The organism is Nonomuraea sp. NPDC052116 (assembly GCF_040680035.1).
Classification (GTDB): domain Bacteria; phylum Actinomycetota; class Actinomycetes; order Streptosporangiales; family Streptosporangiaceae; genus Nonomuraea; species Nonomuraea angiospora_A.
This window is the reverse complement of sequence record NZ_JBFAWA010000024.1, coordinates 183,101-200,750: the sequence shown is the minus strand read 5'-3', so window position 1 is coordinate 200,750 and position 17,650 is coordinate 183,101. Positions and strand designations below refer to the sequence as shown.

At 71.9% G+C, this 17,650-nt stretch carries 19 protein-coding genes; 16 read left to right on the top strand and 3 right to left on the bottom strand.

Annotation, left to right across the window (positions count from 1 at the left end; translation table 11 throughout):
• Positions 1-11: 11 nt before the first annotated feature.
• Positions 12-728, top strand: a complete 717-nt coding sequence (locus tag AB0L65_RS39090; RefSeq protein ID WP_364256361.1) for a TetR family transcriptional regulator — start codon at positions 12-14, stop codon at positions 726-728.
• Here the strand turns inward: AB0L65_RS39090 and AB0L65_RS39085 are convergent.
• A complete protein-coding gene (locus tag AB0L65_RS39085) occupies positions 718-1,128 on the bottom strand; it encodes an organic hydroperoxide resistance protein (protein WP_364256358.1) in 411 nt (136 codons plus the stop codon). The two genes, AB0L65_RS39090 and AB0L65_RS39085, sit on opposite strands and share 11 nt — an antisense overlap.
• Before the next feature lie 80 nt (positions 1,129-1,208).
• Here AB0L65_RS39085 and AB0L65_RS39080 point away from each other — a divergent pair, with 80 nt between their 5' ends.
• Positions 1,209-1,781: a TetR/AcrR family transcriptional regulator gene (locus tag AB0L65_RS39080; protein ID WP_364256355.1), complete on the top strand. Its 573-nt coding sequence runs from the start codon at positions 1,209-1,211 to the stop codon at positions 1,779-1,781.
• A gap of 25 nt (positions 1,782-1,806) precedes the next feature.
• On the opposite strand, the gene AB0L65_RS39075 is transcribed toward AB0L65_RS39080, so the two are convergent.
• Entirely contained in the window at positions 1,807-3,597 is a 1,791-nt protein-coding gene (locus AB0L65_RS39075) for a PA14 domain-containing protein (protein ID WP_364256352.1), read from the bottom strand.
• Positions 3,598-3,713: 116 nt separating this feature from the next.
• Here AB0L65_RS39075 and AB0L65_RS39070 point away from each other — a divergent pair, with 116 nt between their 5' ends.
• From AB0L65_RS39070 to hypF, 4 genes are all read left to right on the top strand, one after another.
• Positions 3,714-4,751 (top strand): phosphotransferase, encoded by a 1,038-nt coding sequence (locus tag AB0L65_RS39070; protein ID WP_364256349.1) that lies wholly within the window; start codon positions 3,714-3,716, stop codon positions 4,749-4,751.
• A 97-nt stretch (positions 4,752-4,848) separates the two neighbouring features.
• A complete protein-coding gene (locus AB0L65_RS39065) occupies positions 4,849-6,456 on the top strand; it encodes an FAD-dependent oxidoreductase (protein ID WP_364256346.1) in 1,608 nt (535 codons plus the stop codon).
• A gap of 35 nt (positions 6,457-6,491) precedes the next feature.
• A complete protein-coding gene (locus tag AB0L65_RS39060) occupies positions 6,492-7,712 on the top strand; it encodes a cytochrome P450 (protein WP_364256343.1) in 1,221 nt (406 codons plus the stop codon).
• Positions 7,709-10,057, top strand: a complete 2,349-nt coding sequence (gene hypF / locus AB0L65_RS39055) for a carbamoyltransferase HypF (RefSeq protein WP_364256340.1) — start codon at positions 7,709-7,711, stop codon at positions 10,055-10,057. The genes AB0L65_RS39060 and hypF overlap by 4 nt, the downstream gene beginning before the upstream one ends.
• 6 nt (positions 10,058-10,063) lie before the next feature.
• On the opposite strand, the gene AB0L65_RS39050 is transcribed toward hypF, so the two are convergent.
• A complete protein-coding gene (locus tag AB0L65_RS39050; protein WP_364256338.1) occupies positions 10,064-10,225 on the bottom strand; it encodes a hypothetical protein in 162 nt (53 codons plus the stop codon).
• Positions 10,226-10,335: 110 nt separating this feature from the next.
• Here AB0L65_RS39050 and AB0L65_RS39045 point away from each other — a divergent pair, with 110 nt between their 5' ends.
• From AB0L65_RS39045 to AB0L65_RS39000, 10 genes are all read left to right on the top strand, one after another.
• Complete coding sequence (locus tag AB0L65_RS39045) at positions 10,336-11,382, top strand: hydrogenase expression protein HypE (RefSeq protein ID WP_350737770.1); 1,047 nt, start codon at positions 10,336-10,338, stop codon at positions 11,380-11,382.
• A 16-nt stretch (positions 11,383-11,398) separates the two neighbouring features.
• Positions 11,399-13,204 (top strand): nickel-dependent hydrogenase large subunit, encoded by a 1,806-nt coding sequence (locus tag AB0L65_RS39040; RefSeq protein ID WP_364256336.1) that lies wholly within the window; start codon positions 11,399-11,401, stop codon positions 13,202-13,204.
• The gene (locus AB0L65_RS39035; RefSeq protein WP_364256333.1) at positions 13,204-13,659 is read left to right on the top strand and encodes a hypothetical protein; all 456 of its coding nucleotides are present in this window, start codon (positions 13,204-13,206) and stop codon (positions 13,657-13,659) included. Before AB0L65_RS39040 ends, AB0L65_RS39035 begins: the two co-directional genes overlap by 1 nt.
• The gene (locus tag AB0L65_RS39030; protein ID WP_364256330.1) at positions 13,656-14,291 is read left to right on the top strand and encodes a DUF5947 family protein; all 636 of its coding nucleotides are present in this window, start codon (positions 13,656-13,658) and stop codon (positions 14,289-14,291) included. Before AB0L65_RS39035 ends, AB0L65_RS39030 begins: the two co-directional genes overlap by 4 nt.
• Entirely contained in the window at positions 14,288-14,506 is a 219-nt protein-coding gene (locus tag AB0L65_RS39025) for a hypothetical protein (RefSeq protein ID WP_364256327.1), read from the top strand. Before AB0L65_RS39030 ends, AB0L65_RS39025 begins: the two co-directional genes overlap by 4 nt.
• Positions 14,506-15,144, top strand: a complete 639-nt coding sequence (locus tag AB0L65_RS39020; RefSeq protein WP_364256324.1) for a DUF6084 family protein — start codon at positions 14,506-14,508, stop codon at positions 15,142-15,144. Before AB0L65_RS39025 ends, AB0L65_RS39020 begins: the two co-directional genes overlap by 1 nt.
• A 6-nt stretch (positions 15,145-15,150) precedes the next feature.
• On the top strand, positions 15,151-16,068 hold the full coding sequence (locus AB0L65_RS39015; RefSeq protein ID WP_364256321.1) for a hypothetical protein: 918 nt from the start codon (positions 15,151-15,153) through the stop codon (positions 16,066-16,068).
• A complete protein-coding gene (locus AB0L65_RS39010; RefSeq protein ID WP_364256318.1) occupies positions 16,065-16,886 on the top strand; it encodes a hydrogenase maturation protease in 822 nt (273 codons plus the stop codon). Before AB0L65_RS39015 ends, AB0L65_RS39010 begins: the two co-directional genes overlap by 4 nt.
• 121 nt (positions 16,887-17,007) lie before the next feature.
• Positions 17,008-17,391 carry a hydrogenase maturation nickel metallochaperone HypA gene (locus tag AB0L65_RS39005; RefSeq protein WP_364256315.1) on the top strand — a complete coding sequence of 128 codons (384 nt, stop codon included), beginning with the start codon at positions 17,008-17,010 and terminating at the stop codon, positions 17,389-17,391.
• Positions 17,369-17,641, top strand: coding sequence for a HypC/HybG/HupF family hydrogenase formation chaperone (locus AB0L65_RS39000; RefSeq protein WP_364256312.1), 273 nt, complete (start codon positions 17,369-17,371; stop codon positions 17,639-17,641). The genes AB0L65_RS39005 and AB0L65_RS39000 overlap by 23 nt, the downstream gene beginning before the upstream one ends.
• Positions 17,642-17,650: the final 9 nt, after the last annotated feature.

Here is a 17,650-nt window from a genome sequence, read left to right as displayed (position 1 = left end):
GAAGGGAGCAGATGTCCGCGAGGCGAGACGCGCGCCGGGAGTTGATGTCCGCGGCCATCGGCCTGTCGCTCGACGCCGGGTTCGACGCGACCACGGTCGACGAGATCGCCAAGGCCGCCGGAGTGGCCAGGCGGACGTTCTTCCGGCACTTCCGCACGAAGGAGGACGCGATCCTCCCCGACCACGACGCGTGCCTGGGGCGGGTGACGGAGTTCCTGGAGTCGGCCTCCCCGCTGCGCTCGCCGCTCCTCGTGATCGCGGACGCCGCCGGAATCGTCCTCGACATGTACGCCGAGGACCCGGAGACCGCCGTCAAGCGGTACGAGCTGACGCGGCGGGTGCCGGCGCTGCGCGAGTGGGAGATCGCCGCCACCAGCCGCTACCAGCGGGCCTTCGTCGGCTACATGAACGGCCGCCGCGCGAAGGACGAAAGGCCAGAATTCCGGCTGCGCCATGAGGTCGCCTCCGCCGCCGTGGTGGCCGCGCACAACCACGTGCTGCGCGGCTGGCTGCGCTCCGCCGGCCGGGGGGACGTACGCGCGCGGCTCGCGGCGGCGATCTCGGAGGTGACCAAGGCCCTCGGGCCCTGGGTGGACGGCCTCGAGGCCGAGGCCGCCGCGGACGAGGTCATGGTCGTCCTCACCACCCGCCGCACGCCGCTGTGGAAGATCGCCGAGGAGATCGAGGCCGTCACCGGCCGCTCCGACGACGACCCCGCTACTCGATGACCAGGTTGACGGGGATGTTGCCGCGGGTGGCGTTGGAGTAGGGGCACACCTGGTGGGTGGCCTCGACGAGCTCCTTGGCCGCCTCCGGCGCGATGGAGTCGGGCAGCTCGACCCGGAGCGTGGCCTCGAGCTGGAAGCCGCCCTTGCCGTTGGGCGACAGGCCGATCTCGGCCGTGACCGACGCGTCCGCGACGTCGAGCTTCTGCTGCGCGCCCACCAGCCGCATCGCCGAGGCGAAGCACGCGGCGTAGCCGGCGGCGAAGAGCTGCTCGGGGTTGGTGCCCTCGCCGTCGCCGCCCAGCTCCTTCTGCATGGCCAGCTTGACGTCCAGCTTTCCGTCCGAGGAGACCGCGCGGGCGTCGCGTCCGGCGGAGGTGGCGATGGCGGTGTAAATGCTCATGTCGTTGCCCTTCGTTAGACAGACCTGTCTGTCTGCCGCTCAGCAGGAGCATAGACAGGTCTGTCTGGTACCGTCAACTCGTGAGCGCAGAAACGTTGGAGGGCCGTCGCCCCAGCCCGGCGCGCGAGCGCGTTCTCGAGACCGCGACGCGCCTGTTCTACACGGACGGCGTCCACTCGGTCGGGATCGACCGGATCATCGCCGAGGCTGGCGTCGCCAAGGCGACCTTCTACCACCACTTCCCTGGCAAGGACGACCTCGTCCGCGCCTACGTGGTCCAGCAGACCGCGCTGCAGCGCACCCTGGTCACGACCCTGCGGGCCACCTCGCCGCGCGAGAAGCTGCTGGAGCTCTTCGCCTACATGTGCGAGTTCGGCGCGGGCACCAGCTATCGCGGCTGCCCGTTCGTCAACACGGCGGCCGAGTATCCCGACCCCGCCCACCCCGTACGGCAGGCCATCGGCGAATATCGCCACTGGGTCCGCGGCCTCTACCGCGATCTCCTGGCCGCCGACGGCCACCCCGACCCGGAGCGGACCGCCGACGTCGTCCTGCTGCTCAGGGACGGGCTCGTGGTCGGCTTCGACCTCGACGATCCCGCCACGGTCCGCGCCGCCGCCCAGGAGGCTCTCACCAGGGTGCTGGCCACCTGAGCCTCCCGGCCGGCGGGCTCAGGGCTCAGCCGGCGAGCAGGTTCGCCGTGGGGATGATCTGCCGCTGCACGGTGGGGCTGGACCAGTGGAGCTGGGCGATGGCGTCGTAGCCGCTGTCGTAGAACTCCATCTTGATGTCGTGCGCCCCGGCACTCAGCGCGATCTGGCCGCTGTCGTCGCGCTTGGAGTGGTCCGTCCAGTTGTCCACGAGGAGCGTGCCGTCCACCCAGAGCCGCACGCCGTCGTCGCTCGTGGTGATGAACGTGTACGTCTCGGCGCGCTCGGCGATCACCTTGCCGGTCCACCGCACGCTGAACGTGTCGGCGGACACGGCCGGGTCGGGGGCGTTCGCGCCCCAGTCGAAGTCCACCGCCGGGTCGATCCGGGTCAGCTTGGGCGCGGTCAGGTCGGCGTTGTCGAAGTAGGTCGCCGACAGGCCCTGCTGGTCGATGACCAGGGTCGTGGCCGAGCGCGCGGGGAGCGTGAGCGTCGCGGCGCCGCCCCCGACGGCGGCCGTGCCGGTGCGGTGCGGGGCCCACGCGTCGGAGGTGCTCTGCCAGATCGCGGCCGTGCCCGCCGTCAGGCCGGTGAACGCGAGCCTGGTCTCCAGCGGCTGGGCGCCGACGTTGACCAGGACGACGTTCTTGGACCCGTCCGAGGCGAACGCGTACAGCTGGTCGGTGTCGGCCGTCGCCTGCACCATGGTCGTGCCGAACGGGCGGAACAGGCCCTCGCCGGTGAACATGCCGATGCCGTGGTAGATGGGCAGCGGCTCGCTGCGCGGGATGCCGCCCTCGCCCTTCGTGCTGGTCAGGCCGAGCTGGCCGTTCTTGTCGCCGTACTGGTAGGCGGCGGCTCCGGCGTGCAGGATCTGGCCCAGCGCCGCCGCGCCCCACAACGTGTTGAAGTGGGTCAGCGTACGGTGGCCGTCGGGGTCGTCGAAGTCGGAGTTGAACTCGCCGATCTGGAGGTCGATCTTGCGGCCGAGCACGGACTCGGCCAGCGCGCCGACCTCCTTCAGGTCCGTCTCGTAGCTGCGGATGGCGGCGCCCAGCAGGTCCTCGTCGCTGATCGGGTCCGTGCCGTTGCCGTAGTCGTGGTAGTCGAGGAAGTCGACCCGGTCCCGCGAGCCCTCCAGGAACGTCCTGATGTACGACAGGTCGTTCCAGGCCGCGGCGGGGCCGCCGACGCGGACCGCGGAGTCCACGGCGTCGAGGGCGTCGGTGATCAGGTTGAAGCGCCGGCTGTACTCAGATGCCGACATTTCAGGCTTTTCTGGGGTGCAGGTGCAGTTGAGCTCGTTGCCCAGAATGAAGCGGCGCACCGGCGTGCCCGAGGTGGCGAAGTGCCGGTAGAGGGCGACCGCGTCGTCCCGGTTCACCTCGGCGGTCTGGCGGCCGTCCACCTGGAGGATGACGACCGGCTCGGCGCCCAGGTCGCGGATGGCCGCGATCCAGGCGTCACCCGTGATGGTCGTGTCGCATTTGTACCCGCCGCACACGATCGGGCTGGAGTGGTTGCCCGGCTCCAGGTAGTGCAGCTCTATGCGCATCCGGCCCGCTTTGAGGTTGCGCAGGTTTTCGCGGTGCCGGGAGTCGTTCGTGATGTACGAGCCCTCGCCGTACCCGGTGATGCCGACGCCGTAGTCGCCGGCGGACAGCGTACGAACCGGCTTGGTGAAGTCCACCGAGACGGCGGCGGGCACAGCGGCGGGCACAGCCGCCTCCGCGGGTGCCGCCACCGGCCAGATCGCCACGGCCGCGGCCAGGCCGCCCGCGAGAGCGGAGCGGAGCGCGCGGCGCGCTAATGCAGTCATCCTTCTCCTGTCACAAGATCCGTGAGAACCCGTGGATCATGACATATACGGATGACAGTCGAGTGAACGCCGCTGTGGCGGTTCATACTCGAACGCGTGGATCTCGCGGCGGAGGGATGAGCGTGGTCACGGAGCTGGTCGCGTACGTGCGCGAGGCGTTCGGGTGGGATGCCGACGTCGTGGTGTCGGCCGGGCCGCGCGGCGCGCTGGGGCAGATCTGGCGGCTGGAGGTGGGCCCGGCGCGCTACGCGCTGAAGGAGATCTTCGGCGAGCCGCCGTCGGAGGCGTTGATCGAGGCGGAGCTGGCGCTCGCGCGGCGGGCGGCCGAGGCGGGAGTGCGGCTGCCGGCCGGCCATCCCGACCGCGAGGGCCGCCACCTGCTCAGCGCGCCCGGCGGGCCGTGGCTGCGCCTTTACGACTGGATCGACCTGCGGCCGGTCGATCTCACGGCGCGGGACACGCCGCGAGAGCTCGGAACGCTGCTGGCGCGCCTGCACCGATGCGCTCCCGCCGCGCCGGCGGAGGCGGACGGCGGGCCGCCCGCCGACTGGTACCACCAGGTCCCCGCCGAGCGGGAATGGGCGCGGGTGCAGTATCACCGGGCCCCGGCCGAACAGGAATGGGAGCCGGCGGACGCGGCCGGGCAACTGGCCGAGCGGGAATGGGCCGGGCGGCTGGCCGAGCGGCTGGCCACGTTGCCCGAGCTGTGCGCGGCGGTCGCGCCGCCCGATCCCGCCGAGCTGATCGTCTGCCACCGCGACCTGCACCCGGAGAACGTCCTGGCCGACCCCGCGGGCGCCCTGGTGGTCGTCGACTGGGACAACCTCGGCCCGGCCGCGCCGGGGCGGGAGCTGGCCGGGGCGCTGTTCGACTGGTTCTGCGACGGCCCGGACGCGGACCTCGACGCCATGCGGGCCATGTACGACGCCTACGTGCGCGACGGCGGGCCTGGGCGCATCACGGAGGCGGCGGACTTCTCGATGCTGCTGGCGACCCGGCTGAACTTCCTGCTGGTCCAGACCCGCGTCGCGCTGGACCCGAAAGCCGAGCGACGGCACCGCGAGTGGGCGGAACGCGAGATCGACGAGGGCCTGCGCATCCTGCCGACGCCGCGTCAGCTCGCGGACGTGCTGGCGCTGACAACCTCCCGCTGACCTGCGGGGCGGTTGGTGTGGCTATGACCGCAATGGGTATGCCACCCATGATTACTCAGAGTAATCGCCACACTACGTGTCGAAGAGGGCGAACCAGATGAGAGTCGTCGTTGATCTCACTCGTTGCGAGGGCTACGGGCAGTGCGCCTTCCTCGCGCCGGATGTCTTCGCGATGCACCGTTCCGAAGCCCTCATGTACGAGCTCCACCCGGACGACTCCGAGCGCACCCGCGTCCTGCGCGCCGCCGCGGCCTGCCCGGTCCAGGCTCTGGTGGTCGACCAGGTCCACACGCTCGGAAGGCCCGCCAAGGCCGCCCCGCCCAGGCCGGTGAACGGGAAGAGGCCCGTGGAGGTCGGCCGCATCGTCATCGTGGGCGCCTCGCTGGCCGGGCTGCGGGCGGCGGCGACGCTGCGCAGGGAAGGTTACGCCGGGTCGCTGACCCTGATCAGCGCGGAGCCGTACGAGCCGTACGACCGGCCGCCGCTGTCCAAGCAGGTCCTGACCGGGCAGGTGGCCGCCGACGACACCGCGCTGCCCCGGCGGGCCGAGTTCGAGGCCGAATGGCTGCTCGGGCAGGCGGCGACCGGGCTGGACCTGGCGGCCAGGCAGGTCCACCTCGCGGACGGCCGGAAGGTGGACTTCGACCGCCTGCTGATCGCCACGGGAGCACGCGCCCGGCCCTGGCCGAACGCGCAGGAGGCCGCCCTCGACGGGGTGTTCGTGCTGCGTACCAACGAGGACGCGGCCCGGCTGCGGGAGCGGCTGACCGCGGGCCCCCGGCGCGTGCTGATCATCGGCGCCGGCTTCACCGGGTCGGAGATCGCCTCCGTCTGCCGCGAACTGGGCCTGGACGTCACCGTCACCGAGCGCGGGAAGGCGCCGCTGTCGGGCGCGCTGGGCGGGACGATCGGGGCGATCGCGGCGGACATGCAGCGCGACCACGGCGTGGACCTGCGCTGCGGGGTCACCGTCGAGGCACTCGAAGGGGACGGCGACGGGCGCCTGCGCCGCGCCCGCCTGTCCGACGGCACCACGCTCGACGTGGACGTGGCGGTGGCCGCGCTCGGCGCGGAGCGCAACGTCGAATGGCTGGAGGGCTCCGGGCTGGCCGCCGGGGTGTGGGGCGTCGCCTGCGACGCGGGCTGCCGCGCGTTCGACGTCAACGCCCTGGTCACCGACAACGTCTTCGTTGCCGGCGACGTGGCGCGCTTCCCGCACCCGGTGTACGAGTACCAGTTCCTGTCCCTCGAACACTGGGGCAACGCGGTGACCCAGGCCCAGGTCGCGGCGCACAACATGATCAGCGCCGAGAGCGACCGCTGGCCGCACGTGTCGCTGCCGGTCTTCTGGTCCGCCCAGTTCGGCGTCAACATCAAGTCCGTCGGCGTGCCGACCTTCGCCGACGAGGTCGTCATCGCGCAGGGCTCGGTCGCCGATCGCCGGTTCGTCGCCGTCTACGGCAACCGGGGCCGCATCACGGCCGCCGTCGCCTTCGACCAGGCGATGTGGCTCGACTTCTACCAGGCGCAGATCGAGCGGGCCGCGCCGTTCCCGCCCGGCCCCGGCATGGTCGGGCAGCCCGACGGCCTCCAGGTCATGCCGGCCGACGTACCGGAGCGGGTCTCCCCCACCTACGGCGCGACCGTGGTGCTGACCGGCCACAACCCGGACGAGCGCCGCGTGACGCTGCAGCGGCGGCAGTGAACCACACCGAGCGAGCACATCAGGGAGCCGTCACAGTGGCAGAGGCAAGCGTCTACGAGCAGATCCTCGACTACGCCAACCGCGCCGATCCGTACCCGCTCTACGCCGAGCTCCGCAGGACCCCGGTGGCGCGGCAGGCGGACGGCAGCTATGCGGTCAGCGGCTACCGGGAGATCGTCGCGCTGCTGCACGACCCGCGCGTCAGCTCCGACGTCCGCAACATTCCCGACATCGCCGCCGAGCAGGAGTCGGGGACGGCGCTGCCGTCGTCCTTCATCAGGACCGACCCGCCGGACCACGACCGGATCCGCTCCATGCTGATGCGGCACTTCGGGCCGCCCCACTCCCCCGGCCGGGTCGACGACATGGAACCCCGGATGATGCGGATCGTCACGGACCTGATCGACCGGTTCGCCGGAAAGACCCGGGTCGACATCGTCGAGGACTTCGCCTATCCGTTGCCGGTCACGGTGATCTGCGAGCTGCTGGGCGTGCCCCGCGAGGACGAGCCCCGCTTCCACCGGTGGTCGCAGGCCATCATCGAGACCATCGACCCGACGACCGGGACCGTCGCCGAGCGGGAGCGGCGGAACATGGAGGTCAGGACGGAGCTCGGCACGTACATGAAGGAGCTGACGGACGTCCACCGGCGGCGGCCGGGCGACGACCTGCTCTCGGCCATCGTCACCGACCCGGCCATCGACCTGCGGCTGGAGGAGCTGCTGAGCGCCGCCGCGACGCTGCTCGTCGCCGGCCACGAGACCACCGTCAACCTCGTCACCAACGGCATGCTCACCCTGCTGCGCAACCCCCGCGTGCTGGACCGGCTGCGCCACGAGCCCGACCTGGTCGTCGGCACGGTCGAGGAGCTGCTCCGATTCGAGCCGCCGGTGCAGATGCTCAGCCTGCGCCGCTCCGCGCTGGCCGACATCGACATCGCGGGCACGACGATCCCGAAAGGGGCCATCATCAGCCTCGTGCTCGCCGCCGGGAGCCGTGACCCCGCGCGTTTCCCCGATCCCGACCGTTTCGACCCCGACCGGCGGGACAACCAGCACCTCGGCTTCGGCAGCGGCATCCACTACTGCTTCGGGGCCCCGCTGGCCCGTCTGGAGACGCAGCTCGCGCTGGGCGAGCTCGCGCGGCGGCTGGTCAACCCGCGCCTGGTCGCCGACCCGCCGCCGTACCGGCCGAACCCGGGCCTGCGCGGGCCCCGGCACCTCTACGTGGAGTTCGACGACGTCCTTCCCGCATGAGCGATCCGCGCCTCGCCGACGGGGTGATTCAGTCCGGGCCGTTCTCGTTGCAGACTGGCCCGATGGGGGTGCGGGTCCGGGTCGAGGGCGTCGTTCAGGGGGTGGGGTTCCGGCCGTTCGTGCACGGGCTGGCCACGCGGCTCGGGCTGGCGGGCCGGGTGGGCAACGACGCGCACGGCGTCTTCGTCGAGCTGGAGGGCGGGGGCGGCCAGATCGCGGAGTTCCTGGTACGGCTGGAGCGCGACGCGCCCCCGCTCGCCGCGATCGAGCGGGTGACGGTCACCTCCCGTGCCGTGCGTGCCGACGGCCGGTTCCGGATCGTCGCGAGCGACCCGTCGGGGGCCTCGCACACGCTGGTGTCGCCCGACATCGCGACCTGCGCCGACTGCCTGGCGGAGCTGGCCGACCCCGGCGACCGGCGCTACCGCTACCCGTTCGTCAACTGCGTCAACTGCGGGCCGCGGCTGACGATCGTGCGGGCGATGCCGTACGACCGGCCGCTGACCACGATGGCGGGGTTCGCCATGTGCGACGGCTGCCTGGCCGAGTACCACGATCCGGCCGACCGGCGCTTCCACGCGCAGCCCATCTGCTGCCCGGCCTGCGGCCCCGCGCTCAGGCTCATCAGTGCGGTGGGCCACCCACCGGCAGAGCTCGTCGGCGCGGCAGGCGACCCGCTGGCCGGGGCCGTGAGGGTGCTGCGGCGGGGCGGAGTGCTGGCGGTGAAGGGGCTCGGCGGCTACCACCTGTCGGTGCCGGCCGCCGACGAGGACGCCGCCGCCGAGCTGCGGCGGCGCAAGCAGCGCGAGGACAAGCCGTTCGCGGTCATGGTCGCCGACCTGGCCGCGGCCCGGCGGCTGTGCGAGGTGGACGAGGCCGGCGCGGCGCTCCTGACCGACCGCGCGCGGCCGGTCGTCCTGCTGCCGCGCCGCCCGGAAGCGGCGGTGGCCGGGGCGGTCGCGCCGGGGAGCCGCGAGCTCGGGCTGATGCTGCCGTACACGCCGCTGCACCACCTGCTCCTCGCCGACCTGGGTGCCCCGATCGTGCTGACCAGCGGCAACCGCTCGGACGAGCCGATCGCGTACGACGACCGCGACGCCCTGGAGCGGCTCGGCGGCATCGCGGACGCGTTCCTCACGCATGACCGCCCCATCCACCTGCGCGCCGACGACTCGGTGGTGCGGCCCTTCCGGGGGAAGGGGATGGCCGTGCGGCGTTCGCGCGGCCACGCCCCGCGCCCGTTCACGCTGGCCTGGGAGGCGCCCCGGCGGATCCTCGGCTGCGGCGCCGAGCTGAAGAACACCTTCTGCCTGGTAAAAGGGCGGCACGCGTTCGTCTCCCCGCACATCGGCGATCTGGAGGACTACGAGACCTTCCGGTCGTACGCGGAGGGGATCGAGCATTTCGCCGCGCTGTTCGACGTGCGTCCCGAGGTGGTGGCCCACGACCTGCACCCGGAGTACCTGTCCACCAAGCACGCCCTGGGCCTGCCGGACGTCGAGCTGGTCGCCGTCCAGCACCACCACGCGCACATCGCCGCCTGCCTGGCCGACAACGGCGAGCACGGCCGGGTGATCGGTGTCGCGTTCGACGGGCTCGGCTACGGGCTCGACGGGACTCTCTGGGGCGGCGAGTTCCTGCTGGCCGACCTGGTCACGTTCGAGCGGGCCGGGCATCTGGCGCCCGTGCCGATGCCGGGCGGCAGCGCGGCGATCAGGCAGCCGTGGCGGATGGCCGCCGCGTACCTGGACGGCGAGGGCGAGACGCCGGCCGTGGCCCGGCGCAACGAGCGGCGGTGGGAGCAGGTGAGCGCGCTGGCCCGGCGCGGCGGGAGTGCCGCGCCGCTGACGTCCAGCGCGGGCCGGCTGTTCGACGCGGTGGCGGCGCTGCTCGGCGTGCGCGACGCCATCACGTACGAGGGGCAGGCCGCGATCGAGCTGGAGCAGCTCGCCGACCCCGCCGAGCGCGGCGGCTACCCGGCGGCCGTCTCGCGCGACGGCGGCGTGCTGGTGGTGGCGGGCTCGGACCTGGTACGGGCCGCCATGGCGGATCTGGCCGCGGGCGTCGGCGTGCCGGTCATCTCCGCCCGCTTCCACAACGGCGTGAGCGATCTCATCGTGCGCTGCTGCCGGATGCTGCGCGACGGGACGGGGTTGACGACGGTCGCGCTGTCCGGCGGCGTCTTCCAGAACGTGCTGCTGCTGCGGCGCACGGTGGACCGGCTGGGCGGGGCCGGGTTCCGGGTGCTCACCCACTCCGGCGTGCCTGCCAACGACGGCGGCATCAGCCTCGGCCAGGTGGCCGTCGCCGCCGCCAGGGACCGGCTCGGCGCGGTCAGTCCATAGGTCGGTCTACGGGGCTTTCCGGCACGTCCCGGTGAGGCCACGGGGAGGCGCCATGGAGCCGATCGCTCCCCGCGCGGCGGGCCGCACGAGGGCCTGCGCAGGCCGGGTTGAGACGCGTTCGCGCAGCTCGCCGCGGGTGCCGGTACGGGACGGCAGGGTCTGCGTCATGGTTTACAACCTCCGTCATCACGGTATGTCCGCTACGTAGAGTCGCAGGTCGGATACCAGGTGATATGGGGGCCTAAACCTCTACGCGGGCCAAGAAGGGGGCTTGGGCCATGACAACCACACAAACACCGAAAGCCCTGGACGAGGTGCACATCCTGTGGACCTCGGAGGGCATGAGCTGCGACGGCGACACGGTCTCGGTCACCGCCGCCACACTGCCGAGCCTGGAGGACGTCCTGCTCGGGCTCGTACCGGGACTGCCCAAGGTGCACCTGCACAACAAGGTGCTGGCCGCGGAGACGGGCGACGCCTTCATGGCCCCGTTCCACCGGGCCCACGAGGGCGAGCTCGGCCCGTTCATCTTCGTGGTCGAGGGTTCCATCCCGAACGAGAAGATCAACGGCGACGGCTACTGGACGTCCATGGGCAACGACCCGGCCACCGGCCAGCCCATCACGGTGAACCAGTGGATCGACCGGCTCGCGCCCAAGGCCTGGGCCGTGGTCGCGATCGGCACCTGCGCGGCGTACGGCGGCATCCACGCCATGGCCGGCAACCCGACCGGATGCATGGGGCTGGCCGACTACCTGGGCCGTGACTTCCGCTCCGCGGGCGGGCTGCCCATCGTCAACGTGCCCGGCTGTCCCGTCCAGCCGGACAACTTCACCGAGACGCTGACCTGGCTGCTGTACCAGGCGGCGGGCATGGCGCCGACGATCCCGCTCGACGACATGCTGCGCCCCACCTGGCTGTTCGGCAAGACCGTGCACGAGGGCTGCGACCGGGCCGGCTACTACGAGCAGGGCGACTTCGCCCTCGACTACAACTCCCCCAAGTGCCTCGTGCGCGTCGGCTGCTGGGGGCCGGTGGTCAACTGCAACGTCACCAAGCGCGGCTGGATGGACGGCGTCGGCGGCTGCCCGAACGTGGGCGGCATCTGCATCGCCTGCACCATGCCCGGCTTCCCCGACAAGTTCATGCCTTTCATGGACGAGCCTCCGGGAGCGTCCGTCTCGGTCGCGATGAGCGGCGCGTACGGCGCGATGATCCGCAGGCTTCGCGCGATCACGAACAAGGCAGCGAACAAGGAGCCGAAGTGGCGCCACAACCGCCGCCGGCTGACGAGCGGGTTCGACCCGCGCTGGGGAAACGGCTGAGAGGGAGAGCGGCGAGGTGGCCATCCGTACGGCAGGTGAGAAGAAGCTCAAGGGCGAGCCCCGCGAGCTGGTGGAGATGTCCTGGGACCCGATCACCAGGATCATCGGGAACCTGGGCATCTACACGAAGATCGATTTCAAGAACCGCGAGGTCGTCGAGTGCAAGAGCACCTCGTCGCTGTTCCGCGGCTACAGCGTGTTCATGAGGGGCAAGGACCCGCGCGACGCCCACTTCATCACCAGCCGCATCTGCGGCATCTGCGGTGACAACCACGCGGTCTGCTCGATCTACGCGCAGAACATGGCGTACGGCATCAAGCCCCCTCCACTCGGTGAGTGGATCATCAACCTGGGCGAAGCCGCCGAGTACATGTTCGACCACACGCTCTTCCAGGACAATCTCGTCTTCGTCGACTACTGCGAGCAGATGGTCAAGGAGACGAACCCGAGCCTGCTGCGCCGGGCCGAGACGACCCAGGCGCCCAACTCCGCGATCCACGGTTACCGGACGATCGCCGACATCATGCGCGCGTGCAACCCGTTCACCGGTGACCTGTACCGCGAGGCGCTGCAGGTGAGCCGGGTCACCAGGGAGATGTGCTGCCTGATGGAGGGCCGGCACGTGCACCCGTCCACGCTGTACCCCGGCGGCGTGGGCACCGTGGCCACCCCTCAGGTGTTCACCGACTACATGGTGCGGCTGCTGCGGGTCCTCGACTTCGTCAAGCGGTCCGTCCCGATGAACGACGACCTCTTCGACTTCTTCTACGAGGCCATGCCCGGCTACGAGGAGGTCGGCCGCCGGCGCGTGATGCTCGGCTGCTGGGGCGCGTTCCAGGACCCGGAGGTCGTCGACTACGACTACCGGAACATGAACGACTGGGGCCGCCGGATGTTCGTCACGCCGGGCATCGTGGTGGACAACGAGCTGATCACGACGAACCTGGTGGACATCAACCTCGGCATCAGGATCCTGCTGGGCAGCTCGTACTACGACGACTGGCAGGCCGAGGAGACGTTCGTCACCCACGACCCGCTGGGCAACCCGGTGGACCAGCGCCACCCGTGGAACCAGACGACCCTGCCCAAGCCGCAGAAGCGCGACCTGGAGAACGGCAACTACAGCTGGGTGATGAGCCCGCGCTGGTACGACCAGCGCACCGGCGACCACCTGGCGCTCGACACCGGCGGCGGCCCGCTGGCCCGGCTGTGGACCACGGCGCTGGCCGGGCTCGTCGACACCGGCACGGTGCGGGCCACCGGCCAGAGCGTCGAGATCAACCTGCCCAAGAGCGCCGCCTTCCCGGAGACGCGGCTGGAGTGGAAGATCCCGCGCTGGGCCAACACCATCGAGCGCAACCGCGCCCGCGTCTACTTCGTGGCGTACGCGGCGGCGATGGCCGTCCACTTCTACGAGCAGGCGATGGGCGAGGTCAGGGCCGGGCGCACGCAGGTGTTCACCGACTTCGAGGTGCCGGACGAGGCGATCGGCTGCGGCTTCCACGAGGCGGTGCGCGGCGTGCTGTCGCACCACGTGGTGATCCGCGACGGGAAGATCGCCAACTACCACCCGTACCCGCCGACGCCGTGGAACGCCAGCCCGCGCGACAAGTACGGCACGCCGGGCCCGTACGAGGACGCGGTGCAGGGGCTGCCGATCTTCGAGGAGAACGGCGCCGACTCGTTCAAGGGCATCGACATCATGCGTACCGTGCGCAGCTTCGACCCGTGCCTGCCCTGCGGGGTGCACATGTACCTGGGCGATGGCAAGGTGCTCAAGCAGGTGCACTCGCCCACGTTCGGCGCGAGCGTCTCCGGCTGATGAACGAGCGCGTCCGCAGGATCGAATCCCTGCTCGACAAGGCCGACGCGGCCGCCACGGAGCTCGTCGCGGAGGTGCTCGGCCTGTACGGCGAGGGCCTGGCACGGGTCATGGCACTCGTGGGCGACGAGGCGGCGGCCCGCCTGGGCGCCGACGAGCTGGTCTCGCCCCTGCTCCTGCTGCACGATCTGCACCCGCTGGACACCCGGACCCGGGTGGAGCAGGCGCTGGCCGGCGCCGCCGACCTGCTCTCCGTCGAGGGCGACCTGGTACGGCTGCGCTTCCGCCCGACCGGCTGCCGCTCCTCGGCGGCCGGGACGGCCTCGGCCCTCCGGGACGCGGTGCGCGAGGCGGCCCCGGAGATCGAGCGGGTCGAGATCGAGGTCGCGGACGCGGCCCTGATCCCGGTCGAGAGCCTGACCGTCCGCCCCGCCTCGCGGGCCCCGGTGCCATGACGGGCCTGCTGCGCCGGCTCGCCGCGCAGGCGGTCGAGCCCGTCCGGCGTGAACCGCGCACGCAGCGCTGCGAGCTGTGCGCCGAGCCGCTGCCGCCCGTCCACCGCCACCTGCTGGAGCTGGCCGGGCGCGAGCTGCGCTGCGCGTGCCGCGCCTGCCAGGTGCTGTTCGACCACGCGGCGGCCGGCGGCGGGCACTACCGGCTGGTGCCCGAGCGCCGCTGGCGGCTGAGCGGCTTCCGCCTGGAGGAGGGGGCCTGGGCCCGGCTGCGGGCCCCGGTGCGCACGGTGTTCCTGATCCACGACTCGGACACCGGCGACCCGGTCCTGTACTACCCGAGCCCGGCCGGGGCCGTGCGGGCGCCCGCCGACCGGACCGCCTGGGAGCTGCTGCGGCGCGACAACCCGGTGCTGCGGCGGCTGGAGCCGGACGTCGAGGCCCTGCTCGTCGACCGTGAGGCCTGGATCGTGCCGGTGGACGACTGCTACGCGCTCGTCGGAGCCATCCGCGCGCACTGGCGGGGCCTGACGGGCGGCAAGGACGTACGCGAGCACATCACCCGATTCTTCACCGACCTCGGCGGCCGGTCCGTCACCGTACCGGCCACCGGCAACGACAGGAGTCCCGCGTGAACAAGAAGTCGACGATCAAGACCGGGCGGCGCGACGTGCGCCCCGACGCCCCCTCCCACGTCAAGGGCGTGGCCGAGGGCAACGCGCCGGGCGGCTACGGCAGGCAGAAGGGCCACCTGCCCGACGGCCGCTCCACGGCCAGGCGCTCGACCGGCGTCAACCCGCACATGCACGACCCGATCGACCCCGACATGCCCAACCTGTCGCCCGCGTGATGCCGCCGACCACACCGGTTCTGCGGATCGAGGTGCGCGACGTCGAGCCCGCCACGCCCGCCGTCGCGCCCGCTCTGTGTTTCCGGCTCGACCTGCGGTCGGACACTCCGGTCCAGGCGATCACGCTGGCCACGCAGATCCGCATCGACGCCGCCGCACGCGGCTACGACGGGCAGGCGCCGGAGCGGCTCAAGGAGCTGTTCGGCCCGCCCGAGGACTGGGGACGCAACCTGTCCAGCCTGCTGTGGACGCAGACCGTCACCCACGTCCCGGCCTTCACCGGCGGCACGACCACGCCGGTCACGGTCGCGTGCACCTACGACTTCGACGTGGCCGCGGCCAAGTACCTGCACGGCCTGCCGGACGGCGAGGTGCCGCTGCGGTTCCTGTTCACCGGGACCGTCTTCTATCTCGACGACGGGCGCCTGCAGGCGGCCTGCCTGCCGTGGGACACCGAGGCGGACTTCCGCATGCCGGTGACGGTCTGGAAGGACCTCATGGACCGCCACTTCCCGGACACCGCCTGGATCCGGCTGGAGCGCGGCACGTTCGACCGCCTGTACGCGCACCGGGTCCGGCACACCCTGCCCGGCTGGGACGACGCGGTGCGGTCGCTGCTGGAGACGGGCGGAGGCTGATTCCCCATGGACCCTGTCAGGCAGATCGCGCAGGCCGTGCTGTACGAGGGCTACCTGCTGTGGCCGTACCGGGAGTCGTCGCTGAAGAACCGGCACCGCTGGACGATCGGCGGCGTCCACCCCGAGGCGTACGGACGGGCCAACGACGGCAACCCGTGGCTGACGCGTACCGAGTGCCTGCTCGAAGCCGGGCCCCGCGACCTCGTCGACGTGTCCGTGCGCTTCCTGCACGTCGTCACCCGGCTCCGCGCCGGGGAGCCGGAGGCGACCGGCGAGGAGGCCCAGGAGCGTGAGGTGAGCATGCCGAGCCTGGTCCTGGAGGACCTGTTGCACGGCCCGGTCATCGAGAAGATCGACATCCCCGCACGGGATCAGTCTCCCGAAGGCGGCTGGCGGGAGCTGAACGGCCGGATCGAGGCGAGCGCGCGGCGGCTGCGCCCGGACCTGTTCCGGATCACGGTCGAGGTGGTCAACACCACGCCCTGGCCCGGGGGCGGCCGCGAGGAGGCCATGCGGCGCACGCTGGTCTCCGCGCACACCGTGCTGCGCGCGCCGCGGGCGAGGTTCGTCTCCCTCATGGACCCGCCGGAGGAGCTGCGGGCGGAGGCGGCGGACTGCGACAACGCCGGCGTCTGGCCGGTGCTCGCCGGGCCGGAGGGCGACCGGCACACCGTGCTGTCCGCGCCGATCATCCTCTACGACCACCCGCGGATCTCGCCGGAGAGCCCCGGCGACCTCTTCGACGCGACCGAGATCGACCAGCTCCTCACGCTGAGCGTGCTCGCCCTCAGCGACCGGGAACGCGAGGAGATCCGCCACGGGGACCCGCGCGCCCGCGCGATCCTCGACCGCTGCGACTCCCTCACACCCGACGACCTGATGCGGTTGCACGGCATCATGCGCAGGACGGAGCCACCCGAATGACTGGATTCTGGACCCGGATGGCGGGCCGCGGCCCGGCCGAGATCGTCATCGCCGGCGTGCCGGTCGGGCCGGGCAGCCGGGTACGGCTGCGGCCCCGCGCGCAGGCCGACGTCTTCGACCTCGTGCTCGACGGCCGCGTGGCCGTCGTGGAGAGCGTGGAGCAGGACGACGAGGGCGCCTTCCACATCGCGGTCACGCTCGACGACGATCCCGGGCGTGACCTGGGCGAGGCCCGGCTGCCCGGGCACCGGTTCTTCTACTCCGCCGAGGAGATCGAGCCCCTCGCGGAGCAGGACGGCCGCCCGGTCCCCGGCCGCGTCCTGGTGGCCGGGATCGGCAACGTGTTCCTGGGGGATGACGGGTTCGGCGTCGAGGTAGCCCGCCATCTGGCCGGGCAGGCGGGCGTACCGGGCATGGAGGTCGTCGACTTCGGCATCCGCGGCATGGACCTGGCCTACGCCCTGCAACGGGACTACACGGGCGTGGTCTTCGTGGACGCCGCCCTGCGCGGCCTGGCTCCCGGCACGCTCACCGTCCTCGAACCCGAACTGCCGGACGGGGACGACGCGTCGGTGGAGACGCACGGCATGGACCCGGTCCGGGTCCTGCGGCTGGCCAGGCAGCTCGGCCGGCTCCCCGCGCGGGTGCGGGTCGTCTGCTGCGAGCCGGCGTCGGTCGAGGAGGACCCGTTCGAGCTGAGCGCGCCGGTGCGCGCGATGGTCGGCGAGGCGGCCGGCCTAGTGAAGTCCCTGGTTATGGACATGATTGCGGAAAGTGCCACTCCGGACGCCCGCGATCCGGCACCCACGGTGAGGTGATGTGAGATGTGGAAGTCGCGCACGGTGAAGCTGGTCGTGCTCTGCGGGGTGGCGCTGGTCGTCATCCGCCTGTGGCCGGACATCCGGCGATACATCAAGATGGAGCGAATGTAGGGGCAGCATGCATGAGATCGGGATGTGCGAGGGGCTCGTCGAGCTGATCGAGCAGCAGGCGGGAGGCAGGGCGGTCGCGGCCGCCCGGGTACGCGTCGGCGCCCGGCACGCCGTCGTCGACGAGGCCTTCGGGCAGGCGTTCACGCTGGCCGCGGCCGGCACGGCCGTGCAGGACGCGGTGGTGGAGCTCGTCATCACGCCGATGACGGTCGGCTGCCGCAACTGCGGCGAGCACTCCGAGTCGGTCGACACGCTGGCGGTCTGCCCGGGCTGCGGCGACGACGGCGTCGACATCAGCGGTGGCGAGGAGCTGGTCCTGGAGTCGCTCACCTTCGCCACGTCAGGCGCTTCCGGCGGGGAGGTGTCCGGTGTGCCTTGGCATTCCAGGTGAGCTCGTCGAGCGCCTGCCCGAACACGAGGACCTCGCCGTGGTGGACGTCAGCGGCGTGCGCCGGCGCATCAACGTCGGCCTGCTCGCCGACGAGGCGCTCGCGCCCGGCGACTGGGTGCTCGTGCACGTCGGGTTCGCCCTGTCCAAGATCTCCGAGCTGGAGGCGCAGGCAGTGCTCGACTACCTCAACGGGCTCGGGCAGGCGTACGAGGACGAACTCGACGCGCTGCGCGCCTCGGACATCGCCTAGGAAGGACCT

Coding starts and splice junctions, on each gene's coding strand:
- AB0L65_RS39005 (WP_364256315.1), top strand. CDS start 17,008: ATGCATGAGATCGGGATGTGCGAGGGGCTCGTCGAGCTGATCGAGCAG.
- AB0L65_RS39050 (WP_364256338.1), bottom strand. CDS start 10,225: ATGACGCAGACCCTGCCGTCCCGTACCGGCACCCGCGGCGAGCTGCGC.
- AB0L65_RS39065 (WP_364256346.1), top strand. CDS start 4,849: ATGAGAGTCGTCGTTGATCTCACTCGTTGCGAGGGCTACGGGCAGTGC.
- AB0L65_RS39085 (WP_364256358.1), bottom strand. CDS start 1,128: ATGAGCATTTACACCGCCATCGCCACCTCCGCCGGACGCGACGCCCGC.
- AB0L65_RS39030 (WP_364256330.1), top strand. CDS start 13,656: ATGACGGGCCTGCTGCGCCGGCTCGCCGCGCAGGCGGTCGAGCCCGTC.
- AB0L65_RS39020 (WP_364256324.1), top strand. CDS start 14,506: ATGCCGCCGACCACACCGGTTCTGCGGATCGAGGTGCGCGACGTCGAG.
- AB0L65_RS39075 (WP_364256352.1), bottom strand. CDS start 3,597: ATGACTGCATTAGCGCGCCGCGCGCTCCGCTCCGCTCTCGCGGGCGGC.
- AB0L65_RS39045 (WP_350737770.1), top strand. CDS start 10,336: ATGACAACCACACAAACACCGAAAGCCCTGGACGAGGTGCACATCCTG.
- AB0L65_RS39035 (WP_364256333.1), top strand. CDS start 13,204: ATGAACGAGCGCGTCCGCAGGATCGAATCCCTGCTCGACAAGGCCGAC.
- AB0L65_RS39015 (WP_364256321.1), top strand. CDS start 15,151: ATGGACCCTGTCAGGCAGATCGCGCAGGCCGTGCTGTACGAGGGCTAC.
- hypF (WP_364256340.1), top strand. CDS start 7,709: ATGAGCGATCCGCGCCTCGCCGACGGGGTGATTCAGTCCGGGCCGTTC.
- AB0L65_RS39010 (WP_364256318.1), top strand. CDS start 16,065: ATGACTGGATTCTGGACCCGGATGGCGGGCCGCGGCCCGGCCGAGATC.
- AB0L65_RS39090 (WP_364256361.1), top strand. CDS start 12: ATGTCCGCGAGGCGAGACGCGCGCCGGGAGTTGATGTCCGCGGCCATC.
- AB0L65_RS39070 (WP_364256349.1), top strand. CDS start 3,714: ATGAGCGTGGTCACGGAGCTGGTCGCGTACGTGCGCGAGGCGTTCGGG.